Genomic DNA, 14,830 nt, shown 5'->3' on the forward strand with positions numbered 1-14,830 from the left:
TAAACAATTAACATAAAAAGAAGAGATGAAATCTTTAATTTTTTGTAATTTGAAGTGATTAATTTTTAAATAAAACAGCTGTGAAATCTCTTTACCTTATGGGTGCTTATTATAAAGGCATCTCTTTGTTTTTTATATTCTACGCCCTTTCTACTCTAGGACTATTCGCTCAGAACAGTAAAGAATTTCGTGGTCAAATTGTTGACTCCGAATCCAATAAACCCGTAGCTTTGGCAGACATGTTAGTGATTGGTACTAACATAAGCACAATCACAAATACTGATGGTGAGTTTTTGCTAAAGGTACCAAATGAACATTTATCAAAATCTGTGCTCATTTCTTTTTTGGGATATAAAAGACAAGAAATACCATTATCTGATTTTGAAACTAATGAGACCAAAATCAAATTGGTTGAAGCAGCTACCGTTTTAGCGCGAGTAGACATTAATTCACCTAAAGACGCTGAAACATTAGTTAGAAAAACATTGGCCTTGAAAGCTGAAAATTATATAAATGATGAAACGATTATGACGGGTTTCTATAGAGAAACTATTAAAAAGCGCAATAAAAATGCCTCCCTCTCTGAGGCGGTCTTAAAAATTTATAAACAACCTTATATCTCGAACAAAAATGATGCTATCTCCATAGTAAAAGCAAGAAAAAATACGATTTATTCACGGTTAGACACTGTTGCATTAAAATTGCAAGGCGGCCCTTTTAGTACATTATATACAGACGTTATTAAATATCAAGACTATATTTTCACAGCAGAAAATTTAAGTCATTATAATTTTACGTTTAGTCGTTCAACACAAATAAATAATAAACTTATTTATGTTGTTAATTTTAAACAAAAAGAAGACATTACAGACCCCCTGTATTATGGCACATTATTTATTGACGCAGACACTTATGCCTTAACTAGCGCAACCTATAATCTTAACGTTAGTGATCGGGAGGCTGCCAGTAAATTATTTGTTAGAAAGAAACCTAGAAAAGTAACCGTGTACCCTACAGAAGCGGCATACCGGATAAACTATAGAGTTAAAAATGGCAAGTGGCATTTTGGTTATAGTAATATATTATTAACCTTTAAAGTAAACTGGCAAAACAAATTATTTAACAGCCGCTACACACTTCAAAGTGAAATGGCAATTACAGATTGGGACCAAGACATTACTTCTTTTACAAGCAACCCTAAAGACCGTTTAAAAACTAATAGTATCCTTGTTGATAAAGCTTCTGGTTTTTCTGACCCTAGATTTTGGGGAGAGTATAATATTATTGAACCCGAAAAATCGATTGAGAATGCTATAGAAAAGATTAATAAACAGCTTGAAAAGAAAGAAGATTAATTCCTCTTTTTTTTTATTTTTTTAACTCTAACTTTTCGGCAAAATAATCACAAAAATCTTTCATCGTTGCTGTCATTTTTTCGTCTTGGGTGGCCCGATTAAAAGTAGCACTCATAGCCACTAATGTTTGATGAAAAAATACTTTCATCTCATCTACTGGCATATCTTTTGTCCACAAATCAATACGTAAAGATTCTTGTGCCTGGTGATCCCATACCGAGAGCATCATAGCTTTTGCTTCTGCTTTATTAATCCCTCCATCTTGAGCTGTCCAATGTATTTTTTCTGGAACACGATTTTCATCTAGTTCTACATTTAAGGTAATTTGTGATTTTATATTAGCCATTATTTTCTTGGTTTATATTTTGCGTTATCAAATAGTGTTTTAGCCTCTTTAGACAACATTTGTTCGAAGGACACGTCATTATTATCCATATAAGATTTCACTATTTGCCATCCTATAAATTTCCCGATTTCTCCAGGAGATTCGTTATCTATTTCTTCTAAATAGAATTTAGAAAATGGTGCCGGATTAATAAAACGCTTAGGCAGTTTTGAATCTGTACTGTACAACAATTCTTTATCTACAAAGTAACGCCAAATCTCTTCTTCATTTGCCTTAGCCCAATTCAATTCTTCAGCTGTATAGCCTATTTTTTCGAAATCTGTTTTAAACGGAATTACTTTATCTTTAAAATACAGAATCTTACCTGCATAAATTAATTCATCTAATAAGGTTTTTCGTGTTTGCTGAAATAGATAGCGCGCTGCATATTTTTCAGCCAAATCTACTACGAGTTGTTCCGATTTTAAATGAGATTTTATATAATCTTGAATGCCTTCATAAAAATAATGATCACTTCCTAAATAGGTGTCTAAAGACACTAATACAATTGTATCTGTTACTACTACTTTATTTCTATAATCAACATTAGATGTTGTAGTAACAACTCTTGGCACTTTAAACGCTGTAAAATAGTATTTTAAGTGTTTAAAAAGTGATTCTATTTCTCCCTTCTCAGGATTTATATTTTGAAATTTCTTTTGTGTTTCTATATGTAATTCTTGCTGTAGTGTGTCTTTCATGCGCTCCAACCAAAAAGAATCGTTATATTTTTCAGGAAACATAAACGGATAGTCTTGCTTTAAATCCTGGAGTTTTTCTGGCGTGGTCTCTGCAAACGCCTTATCAAAACGTTCGATTGTAAAAGGCGCTTCAATTTTAGCTATCTCTCGTTCTACTTTATTATCATTTTCACAAGAAGTCAATACTAAAAACAGTAAAATCAAAAAAATGTATTTATACATATTAGTTAATGGTCTATTCATTTTTATACTTAAAGCGTTTGCTCTATTTTTGTTATGCAAAGGTACTATTCTTTGTTTTAAATTCTTATAAAATGCAAACAGAAAAGGTTGTTAATCACATAGTAGATTGGTTAAAAGCGTATGCTACTAATGCAAAAGTCAATGGTTTTGTTATTGGTATTTCTGGCGGAATAGATTCTGCCGTCACCTCCATATTATGCGCCAAAACAGGCCTAAAAGTACGCTGTATTGAAATGCCGATTCATCAAGCCGAAAGTCATGTTTCTCGGGCCCAAGAGCATATAAAACAACTAAAATCACGCTTCTCTAATGTGAGTGCTACGCGAACAGATTTAACGCCTGTTTTTGAAGAATTTAAAACCGAAGTTTCTCTTGATGGAAAAAAAGAAGTCGTTGATATGGCTTTGGCCAACACGCGCGCGCGTTTACGTATGACAACCTTATACTATCATGCTGGATTATCAGGCCTACTGGTTGCTGGCACGGGTAATAAAGTGGAAGACTTTGGCGTTGGGTTTTACACGAAGTATGGTGATGGCGGTGTTGATTTGAGTCCGATTGCAGATTTACTTAAAAGTGAAGTGTATAAAATAGGAGCGTTTTTAGAGGTTTCGGATGCGATAATGAAAGCCGCGCCAAGCGATGGATTATTTGGTGATACCCGCAGTGATGAAGACCAAATTGGAGCTTCTTACCCAGAATTAGAATGGGCCATGCAAATGGATGAGTCTGGAAAAACAGAAAAAGATTTCTCTGGTAGAGAACAAAACGTATTTAAAATATACCAGCGGTTCAACACCTCAAACAAACACAAAATGGTCGCCATCCCAATTTGTGAGGTCCCCAAAGAATACAAATAAATATTGATAATATTATACAAAAGCCTTATCTTTATGGGGCTATTTAATGCTTCTATTATCATTTTTGTTTAATCGAATCAGGTTGAACAAAAGCAAAACATTTAATTATGATAAAACTATTAGTCGTTGATCAGCATCCTATAATTAGCAAAGGCTTAGAGCTAATATTTAACACGACTCAAGAAATAAAATTTATTGGTAGTGTTGCTGACGGTGAAACGCTGTTTAATTTTATCTCTAAAAATCGCGTCGATTTTATTTTAATTGAAATTGACTTACCTAAACTTAACGGGATTACTGCTGTTAGACGTTTAAAACAAGAATATCCGGAGATTAAAGTTATAGTTTTTACAGCACAGCCCGAAGATGTCTATGCTGTAAGTGCTATTAAAGCTGGTGCTCATGGATACGTTCAAAAGACGACAGACATAATAACCCTCAAAAATGCCATTACTTCTGTTTATAACGATGGAAAGGTTTATTTAAGCGATGGGTTAAATAAACGCTTAAGCATGAATTCTAAAGGCATAAAAAATGGCACCTATCATAAAAAACTCTCTACCAGAGAAGTTGAAGTGCTAAAACTCTTAGCGTCTGGAAGAAGAAATAAGGAAATCGCTGAAGAATTAAATATTAATGAAAAAACAGTGAGTACTTATAGAGCACGTTTAATGAAGAAACTTAATGTAACAAACTTAGTAGATTTGGTAAATCAAGCACATTCTTTGCGCCTATAGTACACGGTTAAGTTTACGAGACAATAACCTTTTTAAGCCAGAATATTCTTTAACCTCCTCTAAAATCGATTTATTAACTTCGTTTTTAATCGCCATTGTTTGTTGTTGAAAGCCAATAACTTTCTTATCTATTAAGTGACAACGCAAACTTAAAATAGTATCACTTACTAACTGTGCAATGGTTTCATCCTTGGGTTTAGGGTAAATATCCTTACGATTCCAATCTGAAAGCTCATACCGCTCATCTTCCATTAAAATAGTGGTGATTTGATTTCCCACTTCGGCATCGACATTCTTTATAAATTCCTCCGAAGAAAATTCTGGATTCTGATTTAAGGTTTCAATAATTTTATAGTATAAACTTTTGAATTGCTCGTTAGAAAACTCCATTTCATCATCTTGTAAATCTAAAAACACTTTTTCAAAGACTTTCGTTTGATGAATTACTGGTTCTAAAATTAAATCGCCCTTATCATTTTCTTTTAAAACAAGATCTTCAAAATCCTCTGTTCTATTTCCGTAAAGTAAAAGAATTTCTATAATTTTACGTTCTAAAACATACTGCACATCTACCTTTTTTACAGGCTCTTGATGTTTAATGACGTCAAATGCTTTAGGCTGATTTTGTTGGGTTCTTGAAGCCCCCTGAGTTTCCTTATTATTAATTTGTGCCAAAGTACTAAATAGCACATCTTCACGAATATCCATAATACGTGCACATTCCTGAATGTAAATCTCCTTTTTTATGCGGTCTGGAATTTTAGAAATACTATTAATAATATCTCTAATCGTTTCTGCCTTTTTTACAGGGTCATTTTTAGAATCCTCATATAAAACCGAAGCCTTAAATTGTATAAAGTCCTTTGCATTCTCGTTTAGGTAATGCGACAGTTCTTCTAAGGTATTTTTTTTTGCAAAGCTATCTGGATCCTCGCCTTCTGGAAACGAGCAAACCTTAACATTCATCCCTTGTTCAAGAATTAAATCAATACCACGAAGGGAGGCGCGCATTCCAGCTGCATCACCATCAAAAAGTACTGTGATATTTTTTGTAAGCCTGTTAATTAATCTAATTTGCTCACTAGTTAGTGCTGTTCCAGAAGAAGATACCACATTGTGTATTCCTGTTTGATGCAGTTGTATCACATCGGTATACCCTTCAACCAGATAACAGTTATCTTCCTTTGCTATGCTTTGTTTTGCATGATAAATGCCATAAAGCACTTTGCTTTTATGATACAAATCACTCTCTGGTGAATTTAAGTATTTTGCTGCTTTTTTATCATTAGTTAAAATACGTCCCCCAAAGCCTAATACACGACCGCTCATACTATGTATAGGAAACAAAACGCGGCCTTTAAAGCGATCAAAATGTTTATTATCCTTAACAATAGTTAAGCCTGTACCTTCTAAAAACTCTAATTTGTAGCCTTTTTTTAGAGCTTCATCAGTAAAGGCACTCCATTGATCTAAGGAATAACCTAAATCAAATTTCTTTATGGTTTCTTCTGTAAATCCACGCTCCTTAAAGTAACTTAAGCCAATGGCCTTACCTTGGTCTGTTTTATGTAAAATATTTTGAAAATACTGACTTGCAAATTCACTCACTAAATACAAACTTTCGCGTTTGTCTTGTGCTTCTTTTTGCTCGTTAGACTGCTCTGTTTCTTCTATTTCAATATTGTATTTTTTAGCAAGATACTTAATCGCTTCAGGGTAGGTAAAATGCTCGTGCTCCATTAAGAACGCGACAACATTCCCCCCTTTTCCTGTACTAAAATCTTTCCATATTTGCTTTACAGGAGACACCATAAAACTAGGCGTGCGTTCTTCGCTAAACGGGCTCAATCCTTTAAAACTACTTCCTGATTTTTTTAGCTGAACAAAATCACCAATAACCTCCTCTAGTCGAGCAGTTTCATAAACTTGATCTATGGATGATTTTGATATCAAAATTTTGAAGATTTTCGCCGTTAAGGCATTACTATATAAATGTAATTAAAACTAATCCCTTATTAAAGGCATAGTACTGCATCGCAGTAAGCCTTCTTGTTTTGCTATTTCAGCATAAGGAACTTCTTCGACTGTAAAACCTTCTTTACGTAACCAGGCATTTAATCTTGTGAACTTTTTTTCAGATATAATCACTTGTTCAGAAATGGAGAACACATTACTATTCATGTTATACATTTCTTCTTTTGAAATAATAAAACAGTTGTCTTTCCCGAAGTAGTTTAACAACCATTCATATTCTTCTTCCTCTAAAAATCCTTCCTTGTGTAATATCGCCTTATTGGTTCCTATAGGTTGAAAGCAACAATCTAAGTGCAATGCATTGTCTTTCGCTATAGTTTGAGACTTACGTAAATTAAATGACTTCACTTTTTTATGAGGAAACGTTTTTTCAATAAACGCGACGCCTTGCATGTTGGTGCGGGCAACAATATAATCTGAATAATCAGCTTCACGGTAGGTACCTATAAAAATATAATCATTGCAAAGGATCACATCACCACCTTCAATATGAACCTCCTCTGGCGGCCGTATTACCTTTTCTGGAGCTACCTGGTCTATTATGTATTGAATAGCGTCTAGCTCGTTCTCTCTATCTGGAAGAATATTTGCTTTAACAAAAACATCATCAATGACAAACGCAATGTCTCTAGTAAAAATCTGATTACAATTCTCAATCATTTCAGGTCTAAAAACCTTGACATTATACTTATCAAATACCTTGGCAACGGCTTCCATTTCAGCTACCATATCTTCTTCTAAAGGATAGGTCCCCGCTTTTATATGCTCTAATGATTTAGGGTCATAAGCTTCGGTTTCCTTTGGAGTGGGCCCATTACTTTTTGCCGTTCCTAGAATAACAGCTTTTAATCGTGAGGTCTCGTTTTTAACGTTTAGTTTTAGCATGGTGTAAAGATAAAAAAAAGCTTCATAAAAAATTATGAAGCTTTTCAATTTTATATAAAATATTAGCGTTTGCTAATGTCTTTAAAAGGTCTGTGGGTTTCTCCAATATAAATTTGTCTTGGTCTTCCTATTGGTTCTTTACGCAAACGCATTTCTCTCCATTGCGCAATCCAACCAGGCAAACGACCTAAGGCAAACATTACTGTAAACATTTCTACAGGAATACCCATAGATCTGTATATAATACCCGAATAGAAATCTACATTTGGATAAAGTTTACGTTTTACAAAATAATCATCACTTAATGCTTCAGACGCTAACCCTTTAGCAATATCCAACACTGGGTCTTCTACACCTAGGTCTCCTAAAACTTCGTCTGCTGCTTTTTTAATGATTTTAGCTCGTGGATCAAAGTTTTTATAGACTCTGTGTCCAAAGCCCATTAAGCGAAAAGGATCTTCTTTATCTTTCGCTTTGGCCATAAACTTCTTGGTGTCACCACCGTCTTCTTTTATAGCTTCTAACATTTCTAAAACCGCTTGGTTTGCACCACCGTGCAATGGACCCCAAAGTGCTGAAATACCAGCAGAAAGCGACGCAAATAAACCAGCGTGTGATGATCCTACAATTCTAACGGTAGAAGTAGAACAGTTTTGTTCATGATCTGCATGCAAGATTAATAGTTTATCTAAAGCATTAACTAAAATAGGGTTTTGTTTGTACTCCTCATTTGGCTTTTTGAACATCATTTTAAGAACGTTCTCTACATAACCTAAGGAGTTATCGCCATAATCTAATGGCAATCCTTTTTGTTTGCGCATAGTCCATGCGACAAGCACTGGAAATTTACCCATTATTTTAACCACTGTTTTATACATAGCTTCTTCTGAATCTACATTTACAGATGATGGGTTAAACGCCGTTAATGCACTTGTTAATGACGATAAAACGCCCATTGGGTGCGCCGATTTTGGAAAAGCATCTAAAATTTTCTTTATATCATCATCTACAACAGATTCTTCTTTAATATCATGAGCAAATTTACTAAGCTGCTCTTGATTAGGTAATTCACCAAAAATTAAAAGAAATGCTACTTCAAGAAAAGAAGCTTTATCTGCAAGCTCTTCGATAGAATAGCCTCTGTATCGTAAAATACCTTCTTCTCCATTTAAAAATGTAATAGCACTTTCACATGACCCGGTATTTTTATACCCTGGATCTAGAGTGGTCACGCCTCCAGTAACTGCTCTCAATGAGCTAATATCCATTCCTACTTCATTCTCTGTTCCTACTACTAATGGAAACTCGTGCTTTTTACCATTAACTTCAAGTGTAGCTTTATCTGACATATATAATTGAATTATTTTATTATTTTCGGGAGGGTAAATTTACAAAAACTATAGCGATATATAAAGACCTTTTACAAAGGTTTTAACATTTTAGTTATAATAGAAATTGATAGTGAAAAATGTTCGTGAAGATATTTACAAACAACCTTAAATAACGTAAAAAAACTCACTATGGATATATAGTGAGTTTTTCTTAAAATTAGGTGCAGTAAACTTTATCGTTTTATTTTAAAAGCGCTTTCCTTAGGATAGTAAGCAACAGCTCCTAATTCCTCTTCTATACGTAATAATTGATTGTATTTTGCCATACGATCACTACGTGAAGCAGAACCTGTTTTTATTTGACCGCAGTTTAATGCAACGGCTAAATCTGCAATCGTAGTATCTTCTGTTTCACCAGATCTGTGAGACATGACAGAGGTGTAACCCGCATTATGCGCCATATTCACAGCTGCGATGGTTTCTGTTAATGTCCCTATTTGGTTCACTTTAATTAAAATTGAATTGGCAATATTGTTTTTTATACCCTTAGACAAACGTTCAACATTAGTCACATATAAATCGTCACCCACTAACTGTACTTTATCTCCAATTTGTTCGGTTAAATATTTCCAACCTTCCCAATCGTTTTCATCCATGCCATCTTCAATAGAAATAATTGGATAGTTACGCGATAATTCAGCTAAATAATCTGCTTGTTCTTTACTTGTTCTTATTTTTCCGGTAGCGCCTTCAAACTTTGTGTAATCGTATTTACCATTGACATAAAATTCTGCTGCCGCACAATCTAGGGCAATCATCACATCATCTCCTAGTTTATAGCCTGCATTCTTAACTGCCTTTGCAATAGTATCTAGAGCATCTTCTGTACCGTCTAACGTTGGTGCAAATCCCCCTTCATCACCTACTGCTGTGCTTAACCCTCTATCGTGTAATACTTTCTTTAAATTATGAAAAATTTCCGTTCCCATTTGTAAAGCATGAGAGAAATTAGTTGCCTTTACTGGCATCACCATAAATTCCTGAAAAGCTATTGGCGCATCACTGTGTGACCCTCCATTTATAATATTCATCATTGGCACTGGTAATGTGTTAGCACTAACCCCTCCAATATATCTATATAATGGCATACCAAGTTCGGCAGCTGCAGCTTTAGCTACTGCTAAGGACACCCCTAAAATCGCATTAGCTCCTAATTTAGATTTATTAGGCGTGCCGTCAATTTCACACATTAAGGTGTCGATATAATTTTGTTCGAAAACATTAACACCTAAAAGCTCTTCGGCTAAAATAGAATTCACATTATCTACTGCTTTAGTCACGCCTTTACCCATAAATTTATCACCACCGTCACGTAATTCTACAGCTTCATGTTCTCCGGTTGATGCTCCAGATGGTACTGCTGCTCTACCCATATATCCATTTTCTGTTTCTACATCTACTTCTACTGTTGGATTACCTCTTGAATCGAAAATTTGTCTTGCGTGTACGTTGATTATAATACTCATAAGTTGTTTTTTTTTAATAACCTCAAATTTACTACTAAAATCTGGGTTGCAAATCGATTTTAAATATAAAATTTGCGATAACGTTTTAGTAAAATTAAAAAGGCAACAAACCGATTGATTTATTGCCTTTTTTTATTAATTTGATTTAATATTATTTATAAATTCATCAAATAAATATGACGAATCATGTGGTCCTGGACTTGCTTCTGGGTGGTATTGTACAGAAAAAACATTCTTAGATTTCATCTTGATACCTGCCACCGTATTGTCATTGAGGTGTACATGTGTGATTTCAATATCATTATGCGCTTCTGTTTCTTCTCTATTGATTGAAAAACCATGGTTTTGAGAAGTAATCTCCCCTTTTCCCGTTACTAAATTCTTCACTGGATGGTTGATACCTCTATGCCCGTGGTGCATTTTATACGTTGAAATACCATTTGCGAGAGCAATAATCTGATGCCCTAAACAAATCCCAAATAAGGGCAGATTTCTTTTTATAATTTCTTTAGCCAAAGTCTGAGCTTCTATTAATGGCTCTGGATCTCCAGGCCCGTTTGACAAAAAGTAACCATCAGGATTAAAGGCACTTAACTCCTCGAATGTTGCGTTGTAAGGAAAGACCTTAACATAGGCGTCACGCTTGACTAGATTAAGAAGGATATTCTTTTTAATCCCAATATCTAAAGCAGCAATTCTTATTGAAGCCTTTTCATCGCCAATATAATAGGGCGCTTTAGTTGACACTTTAGAGGCTAACTCTAAGCCATTCATGTCTGGGGTTTCTGCTAACTGCTTTTTTAAGTCTTCGATATTATCAACTTGAGTAGAGATAACAGCATTCATGGCACCATTATCACGAATGTAGCTTACTAATGCTCTGGTATCAACATCTGAAATCGCTAAAAGATTATTTTTATTTAAGAACGCTTCTAAAGAACCATCTGCTGCGTCACGAGAAAATTCATAACTGAAGTTCTTACAAATTAATCCTGAAATTTTAACAGAATCTGATTGTGATTCTTCGTCATTTACGCCATAGTTTCCTATGTGCGCATTTGTAGTGACCATCAATTGTCCAAAATACGACGGATCTGTGAAAATTTCCTGATAACCTGTCATACCTGTATTGAAACAGACTTCGCCAAAGGCGCTTCCTTCTCTCCCTACTGCTTTACCGTGAAATATTGTTCCGTCTGCTAATAGGATTACTGCTTTTTTAAGTTTTTGGTACTTCATATAAAATTTAATGAGATTCTCAGCTACGTGAGAACTAAGGTTTGGCAAAATTGCATAAAAAAAAGGATAAACTAAAATAGTTTATCCTTTATATATTAAATGCTTATTAACATTTATTCTTCTTCCTCGTTAGTTGCTTTAGTTTCTACAACTGGAGCATCAGCTGGTTTTCCACCTCGACGACTTCTACGCGTTGTTTTCTTGGCTTTCTTATCTGCGTTGTAGATTTCATTATAATCTACTAACTCAATCATTGCCATATCAGCGTTATCACCTAGACGATTACCTAACTTGATAATACGTGTGTAACCTCCTGGACGATCACCTACTTTTGCAGCTACATCTCTAAATAATTCTGTTACAGCCTCTTTTTGACGCAATCTTGAAAATACGATACGTCTGTTGTGTGTCGTGTCTTCTTTAGACTTTGTTATCATTGGCTCAACAAACCCTTTTAAAGCTTTTGCTTTTGCAACCGTAGTATTAATACGCTTGTGCTCTATTAAAGAACAAGCCATATTTGCTAACATTGATTTTCTGTGAGCTGTTTGTCTACCTAGGTGGTTTACTTTTTTTCCGTGTCTCATGACATTTTGTTTTAATCATCATCTTGCTCAACCCATTATTGAGGAGCAAAATATGATGTATTAGTCTTTATCTAGTTTATATTTTGATAAATCCATTCCGAAGTTTAAACCCTTAACATTTACAAGCTCTTCTAGCTCAGTTAATGACTTCTTACCGAAGTTACGGAATTTCATTAAATCATTTTTATTGAATGATACCAAGTCTCCTAATGTATCTACTTCTGCAGCTTTTAAACAATTAAGTGCACGTACAGATAAATCCATATCCACTAACTTTGTTTTAAGCAACTGTCTCATGTGAAGTGACTCTTCATCATAAGTTTCAGTTTGTGCAATTTCATCAGCTTCTAAAGTGATACGCTCATCAGAGAATAACATGAAGTGATGGATTAACGTTTTTGCCGCTTCTGTTAACGCATCTTGAGGTGTGATTGAACCGTCTGATTGGATTTCAAAAACTAATTTTTCGTAATCGGTTTTTTGTTCTACACGGTAATTCTCAATACTATACTTAACATTTTTTATTGGCGTGTAAATTGAATCTGTAAAGATTGTTCCAATTGGAGCTGAAGCCTTTTTATTTTCTTCTGCAGGAACATAACCTCTTCCTTTTTCAATAGTAATCTCCATAGTAACATTCACTTTTGGATCTAAATTACAGATTACTAATTCTGAGTTTAATACTTGAAATCCTGAAATGAATTTTTGAAAATCACCAGCTGTGATTTTGTCTTGACCTGAAATAGAGATAGAAACAGATTCGTTATCTACATCTTCTATTTGACGCTTAAAACGCATTTGTTTTAAGTTCAAAATAATTTCAGTAACATCTTCTACTACACCAGCGATTGTTGAAAATTCGTGGTCTACGCCTTCTATTCTAACTGATGTAATTGCAAATCCTTCTAAAGAAGATAATAAAACTCTTCTAAGAGCATTTCCTACTGTTAGTCCGTAACCTGGTTCTAGTGGTCTGAATTCGAATTTACCTTCGAAATCAGTAGAATCAATCATGATTACTTTATCGGGCTTCTGAAAATTAAATACTGCCATATTTTTCTTCGTTTTAATTGTTATTTAGTTGCGCGGTTAATAAGTTTGAAGAACACTAATAACCCTTTGGCTAAATACCAATATGATTAATTTATTATTTAGAATACAATTCTACGATGAACTGCTCGTTAATGTTTTCTGGGATTTGGATTCTTGCAGGAATAGAAACATAAGTTCCTTCTTTTTTCTCGCTGTTCCAGGTAATCCACTCGTATATATTACTTGAATTTGATAAAGATCTATCAATAGCATCAATAGACTTTGATTTTTCTCTAACGGCTACAACATCACCAGCGTTTAATTGGTAAGATGGTATATTTACCAACTCTCCATTAACTGTAATATGTCTGTGAGACACTAATTGTCTTGCTCCGCTTCTAGATGGTGAGATGCCCATTCTGAATACTACGTTATCTAAACGTGATTCGCATAATTGTAACAAAACCTCACCTGTAATCCCAGGTGCTGCTGTTGCTTTTTTAAACATGTTTCTGAATTGACGCTCTAATATACCATAAGTATATTTCGCTTTTTGCTTCTCCATTAATTGGATTGCATATTCAGATTTTTTTCCACGACGCCTTGCGTTTCCGTGTTGTCCTGGAGGATAATTTCTTTTTTCAAAAGCTTTATCTTCTCCGAAGATTGCCTCGCCAAATTTACGAGCAATTTTAGTTTTAGGACCAGTATATCTTGCCATTTCTAATTGTTATTATGAGAGTGATTATGAATTAAGGTCTTAATCTTATCCTTCGATAATCGTTGATCTCTCGGTGATACTTGTTAATGTTTTTTTTCAGTTTGCAAATTTACACAAAAAATTAACATCAGCTATATATTATAGCTGATATTAATTATGTGTTATGCGTAAGCGAATAGAGTTGTTAGCAACACTATTATACTCTTCTACGTTTTGGAGGACGACATCCATTATGTGGTAATGGTGTAACATCGATAATCTCTGTTACTTCGATTCCTGCATTATGAATAGAACGGATAGCAGATTCTCTACCATTTCCCGGTCCTTTAACGTATACTTTTACTTTCTTTAAGCCAGCTTCCTTAGCTACTGCTGATGCATCTTCAGCACATAACTGAGCTGCGTAAGGTGTGTTCTTTTTAGAACCTCTAAACCCCATTTTACCAGCAGATGACCATGAAATAACGTCACCTTTTTTGTTGGTCAATGAAATAATGATGTTGTTAAAAGACGCAGTAATGTGCGCTTCCCCAACAGATTCAACTATAACTTTACGTTTTTTAGCTGCTTTTGTATTTGTCTTTGCCATATTTCTATAGTTCTAAGTAATTAGTTGATAGTCGCTAGAATCCTAAACCTTTTATAATTTCAAACAGATTCCTTCCAACGTCTAAAGACTAAAGACCAAATTTCTAATTATTATTTAGTTGCCTTCTTTTTGTTGGCTACCGTTTTTCTTCTACCTTTTCTCGTTCTAGAGTTGTTTTTAGTACGTTGCCCTCTTAAAGGTAACCCCGCTCTATGACGAATACCTCTGTAACATCCAATATCCATTAATCGCTTAATGTTTAATTGTGTTTCAGAACGTAACTCACCTTCAATAGTAAAAGTTCCAACAGCATCACGGATTGCTCCAATTTGATCATCTGTCCAATCTTGTACTTTGATGTTTTCGTCAACCTTAGCTGATTCTAAAATTTCTTGTGCTCTACTTCTACCTACTCCGTAGATATAAGTTAAAGAGATCACTCCTCTTTTCTGTTTAGGTATGTCTACACCTGCAATTCTTGCCATAATTACCCTTGTCTTTGTTTGAATCTAGGATTCTTTTTGTTAATGACGTAAAGTCTGCCTTTTCTGCGTACGATCTTACAATCTACACTTCTTTTTTTAACGGATGCTCTTACTTTCATA

Annotated in this window: 16 protein-coding genes; 3 read left to right on the top strand and 13 right to left on the bottom strand. The window is 34.4% G+C overall.

What is annotated here, in order from left to right; all coding sequences use genetic code 11:
* Positions 1-80 precede the first annotated feature (80 nt).
* On the top strand, positions 81-1,355 hold the full coding sequence (locus GQ46_RS06750) for a carboxypeptidase-like regulatory domain-containing protein (protein WP_231567334.1): 1,275 nt from the start codon (positions 81-83) through the stop codon (positions 1,353-1,355).
* Positions 1,356-1,368: 13 nt separating this feature from the next.
* Here GQ46_RS06750 and gldC read toward each other — a convergent pair whose 3' ends face one another.
* Positions 1,369-1,701 (bottom strand): gliding motility protein GldC, encoded by a 333-nt coding sequence (gene gldC, locus GQ46_RS06755; RefSeq protein WP_044399602.1) that lies wholly within the window; start codon positions 1,699-1,701, stop codon positions 1,369-1,371.
* Positions 1,701-2,684, bottom strand: coding sequence for a gliding motility lipoprotein GldB (gldB, locus tag GQ46_RS06760; protein ID WP_231567335.1), 984 nt, complete (start codon positions 2,682-2,684; stop codon positions 1,701-1,703). Before gldB ends, gldC begins: the two co-directional genes overlap by 1 nt.
* A gap of 71 nt (positions 2,685-2,755) precedes the next feature.
* On the opposite strand from gldB, the gene nadE reads away from it, so the two are divergent.
* Positions 2,756-3,544 carry an NAD(+) synthase gene (gene nadE / locus GQ46_RS06765; protein WP_044399605.1) on the top strand — a complete coding sequence of 263 codons (789 nt, stop codon included), beginning with the start codon at positions 2,756-2,758 and terminating at the stop codon, positions 3,542-3,544.
* Positions 3,545-3,651: 107 nt separating this feature from the next.
* On the top strand, positions 3,652-4,281 hold the full coding sequence (locus GQ46_RS06770; RefSeq protein ID WP_044399608.1) for a response regulator transcription factor: 630 nt from the start codon (positions 3,652-3,654) through the stop codon (positions 4,279-4,281).
* Here GQ46_RS06770 and dnaG read toward each other — a convergent pair.
* The 11 genes from dnaG to ykgO form a co-directional block, all read right to left on the bottom strand.
* Positions 4,276-6,234, bottom strand: a complete 1,959-nt coding sequence (dnaG, locus tag GQ46_RS06775) for a DNA primase (RefSeq protein ID WP_044399611.1) — start codon at positions 6,232-6,234, stop codon at positions 4,276-4,278. The genes GQ46_RS06770 and dnaG overlap by 6 nt on opposite strands.
* A gap of 51 nt (positions 6,235-6,285) precedes the next feature.
* Positions 6,286-7,200, bottom strand: a complete 915-nt coding sequence (locus GQ46_RS06780) for a dimethylarginine dimethylaminohydrolase family protein (protein ID WP_044399614.1) — start codon at positions 7,198-7,200, stop codon at positions 6,286-6,288.
* A 62-nt stretch (positions 7,201-7,262) separates the two neighbouring features.
* A complete protein-coding gene (locus tag GQ46_RS06785; RefSeq protein ID WP_044399617.1) occupies positions 7,263-8,549 on the bottom strand; it encodes a citrate synthase in 1,287 nt (428 codons plus the stop codon).
* Between the two features lie 215 nt (positions 8,550-8,764).
* Positions 8,765-10,057, bottom strand: a complete 1,293-nt coding sequence (gene eno / locus GQ46_RS06790; RefSeq protein WP_044399620.1) for a phosphopyruvate hydratase — start codon at positions 10,055-10,057, stop codon at positions 8,765-8,767.
* Between the two features lie 135 nt (positions 10,058-10,192).
* The gene (gene carA, locus GQ46_RS06795) at positions 10,193-11,296 is read right to left on the bottom strand and encodes a glutamine-hydrolyzing carbamoyl-phosphate synthase small subunit (protein WP_044399622.1); all 1,104 of its coding nucleotides are present in this window, start codon (positions 11,294-11,296) and stop codon (positions 10,193-10,195) included.
* Between the two features lie 113 nt (positions 11,297-11,409).
* A complete protein-coding gene (rplQ, locus tag GQ46_RS06800) occupies positions 11,410-11,883 on the bottom strand; it encodes a 50S ribosomal protein L17 (protein WP_044399625.1) in 474 nt (157 codons plus the stop codon).
* 60 nt (positions 11,884-11,943) lie between these two features.
* Positions 11,944-12,936, bottom strand: coding sequence for a DNA-directed RNA polymerase subunit alpha (locus GQ46_RS06805; RefSeq protein ID WP_044399628.1), 993 nt, complete (start codon positions 12,934-12,936; stop codon positions 11,944-11,946).
* A 94-nt stretch (positions 12,937-13,030) separates the two neighbouring features.
* The gene (gene rpsD / locus GQ46_RS06810; protein WP_044399631.1) at positions 13,031-13,636 is read right to left on the bottom strand and encodes a 30S ribosomal protein S4; all 606 of its coding nucleotides are present in this window, start codon (positions 13,634-13,636) and stop codon (positions 13,031-13,033) included.
* A gap of 196 nt (positions 13,637-13,832) precedes the next feature.
* A complete protein-coding gene (rpsK, locus tag GQ46_RS06815) occupies positions 13,833-14,225 on the bottom strand; it encodes a 30S ribosomal protein S11 (protein ID WP_044399634.1) in 393 nt (130 codons plus the stop codon).
* 110 nt (positions 14,226-14,335) lie between these two features.
* Positions 14,336-14,710 carry a 30S ribosomal protein S13 gene (rpsM, locus tag GQ46_RS06820; protein ID WP_044399637.1) on the bottom strand — a complete coding sequence of 125 codons (375 nt, stop codon included), beginning with the start codon at positions 14,708-14,710 and terminating at the stop codon, positions 14,336-14,338.
* A gap of 2 nt (positions 14,711-14,712) precedes the next feature.
* Complete coding sequence (gene ykgO / locus GQ46_RS17385; protein WP_076732133.1) at positions 14,713-14,829, bottom strand: type B 50S ribosomal protein L36; 117 nt, start codon at positions 14,827-14,829, stop codon at positions 14,713-14,715.
* Between the last annotated feature and the right edge of the window lies 1 nt (position 14,830).

The sequence above is a fragment of the Lacinutrix sp. Hel_I_90 genome (assembly GCF_000934685.1).
Taxonomy (GTDB): Bacteria; Bacteroidota; Bacteroidia; order Flavobacteriales; family Flavobacteriaceae; genus Lacinutrix.

Bases quoted from the DNA above. Each gene is read 5' to 3' on its own strand.
- GQ46_RS06785 (WP_044399617.1), bottom strand. From the start codon at position 8,549: ATGTCAGATAAAGCTACACTTGAAGTTAATGGTAAAAAGCACGAGTTT.
- GQ46_RS06780 (WP_044399614.1), bottom strand. From the start codon at position 7,200: ATGCTAAAACTAAACGTTAAAAACGAGACCTCACGATTAAAAGCTGTT.
- GQ46_RS06805 (WP_044399628.1), bottom strand. From the start codon at position 12,936: ATGGCAGTATTTAATTTTCAGAAGCCCGATAAAGTAATCATGATTGAT.
- rplQ (WP_044399625.1), bottom strand. From the start codon at position 11,883: ATGAGACACGGAAAAAAAGTAAACCACCTAGGTAGACAAACAGCTCAC.
- gldC (WP_044399602.1), bottom strand. From the start codon at position 1,701: ATGGCTAATATAAAATCACAAATTACCTTAAATGTAGAACTAGATGAA.
- carA (WP_044399622.1), bottom strand. From the start codon at position 11,296: ATGAAGTACCAAAAACTTAAAAAAGCAGTAATCCTATTAGCAGACGGA.
- rpsM (WP_044399637.1), bottom strand. From the start codon at position 14,710: ATGGCAAGAATTGCAGGTGTAGACATACCTAAACAGAAAAGAGGAGTG.
- GQ46_RS06770 (WP_044399608.1), top strand. From the start codon at position 3,652: ATGATAAAACTATTAGTCGTTGATCAGCATCCTATAATTAGCAAAGGC.
- ykgO (WP_076732133.1), bottom strand. From the start codon at position 14,829: ATGAAAGTAAGAGCATCCGTTAAAAAAAGAAGTGTAGATTGTAAGATC.
- gldB (WP_231567335.1), bottom strand. From the start codon at position 2,684: ATGAATAGACCATTAACTAATATGTATAAATACATTTTTTTGATTTTA.
- eno (WP_044399620.1), bottom strand. From the start codon at position 10,057: ATGAGTATTATAATCAACGTACACGCAAGACAAATTTTCGATTCAAGA.
- rpsD (WP_044399631.1), bottom strand. From the start codon at position 13,636: ATGGCAAGATATACTGGTCCTAAAACTAAAATTGCTCGTAAATTTGGC.
- rpsK (WP_044399634.1), bottom strand. From the start codon at position 14,225: ATGGCAAAGACAAATACAAAAGCAGCTAAAAAACGTAAAGTTATAGTT.
- nadE (WP_044399605.1), top strand. From the start codon at position 2,756: ATGCAAACAGAAAAGGTTGTTAATCACATAGTAGATTGGTTAAAAGCG.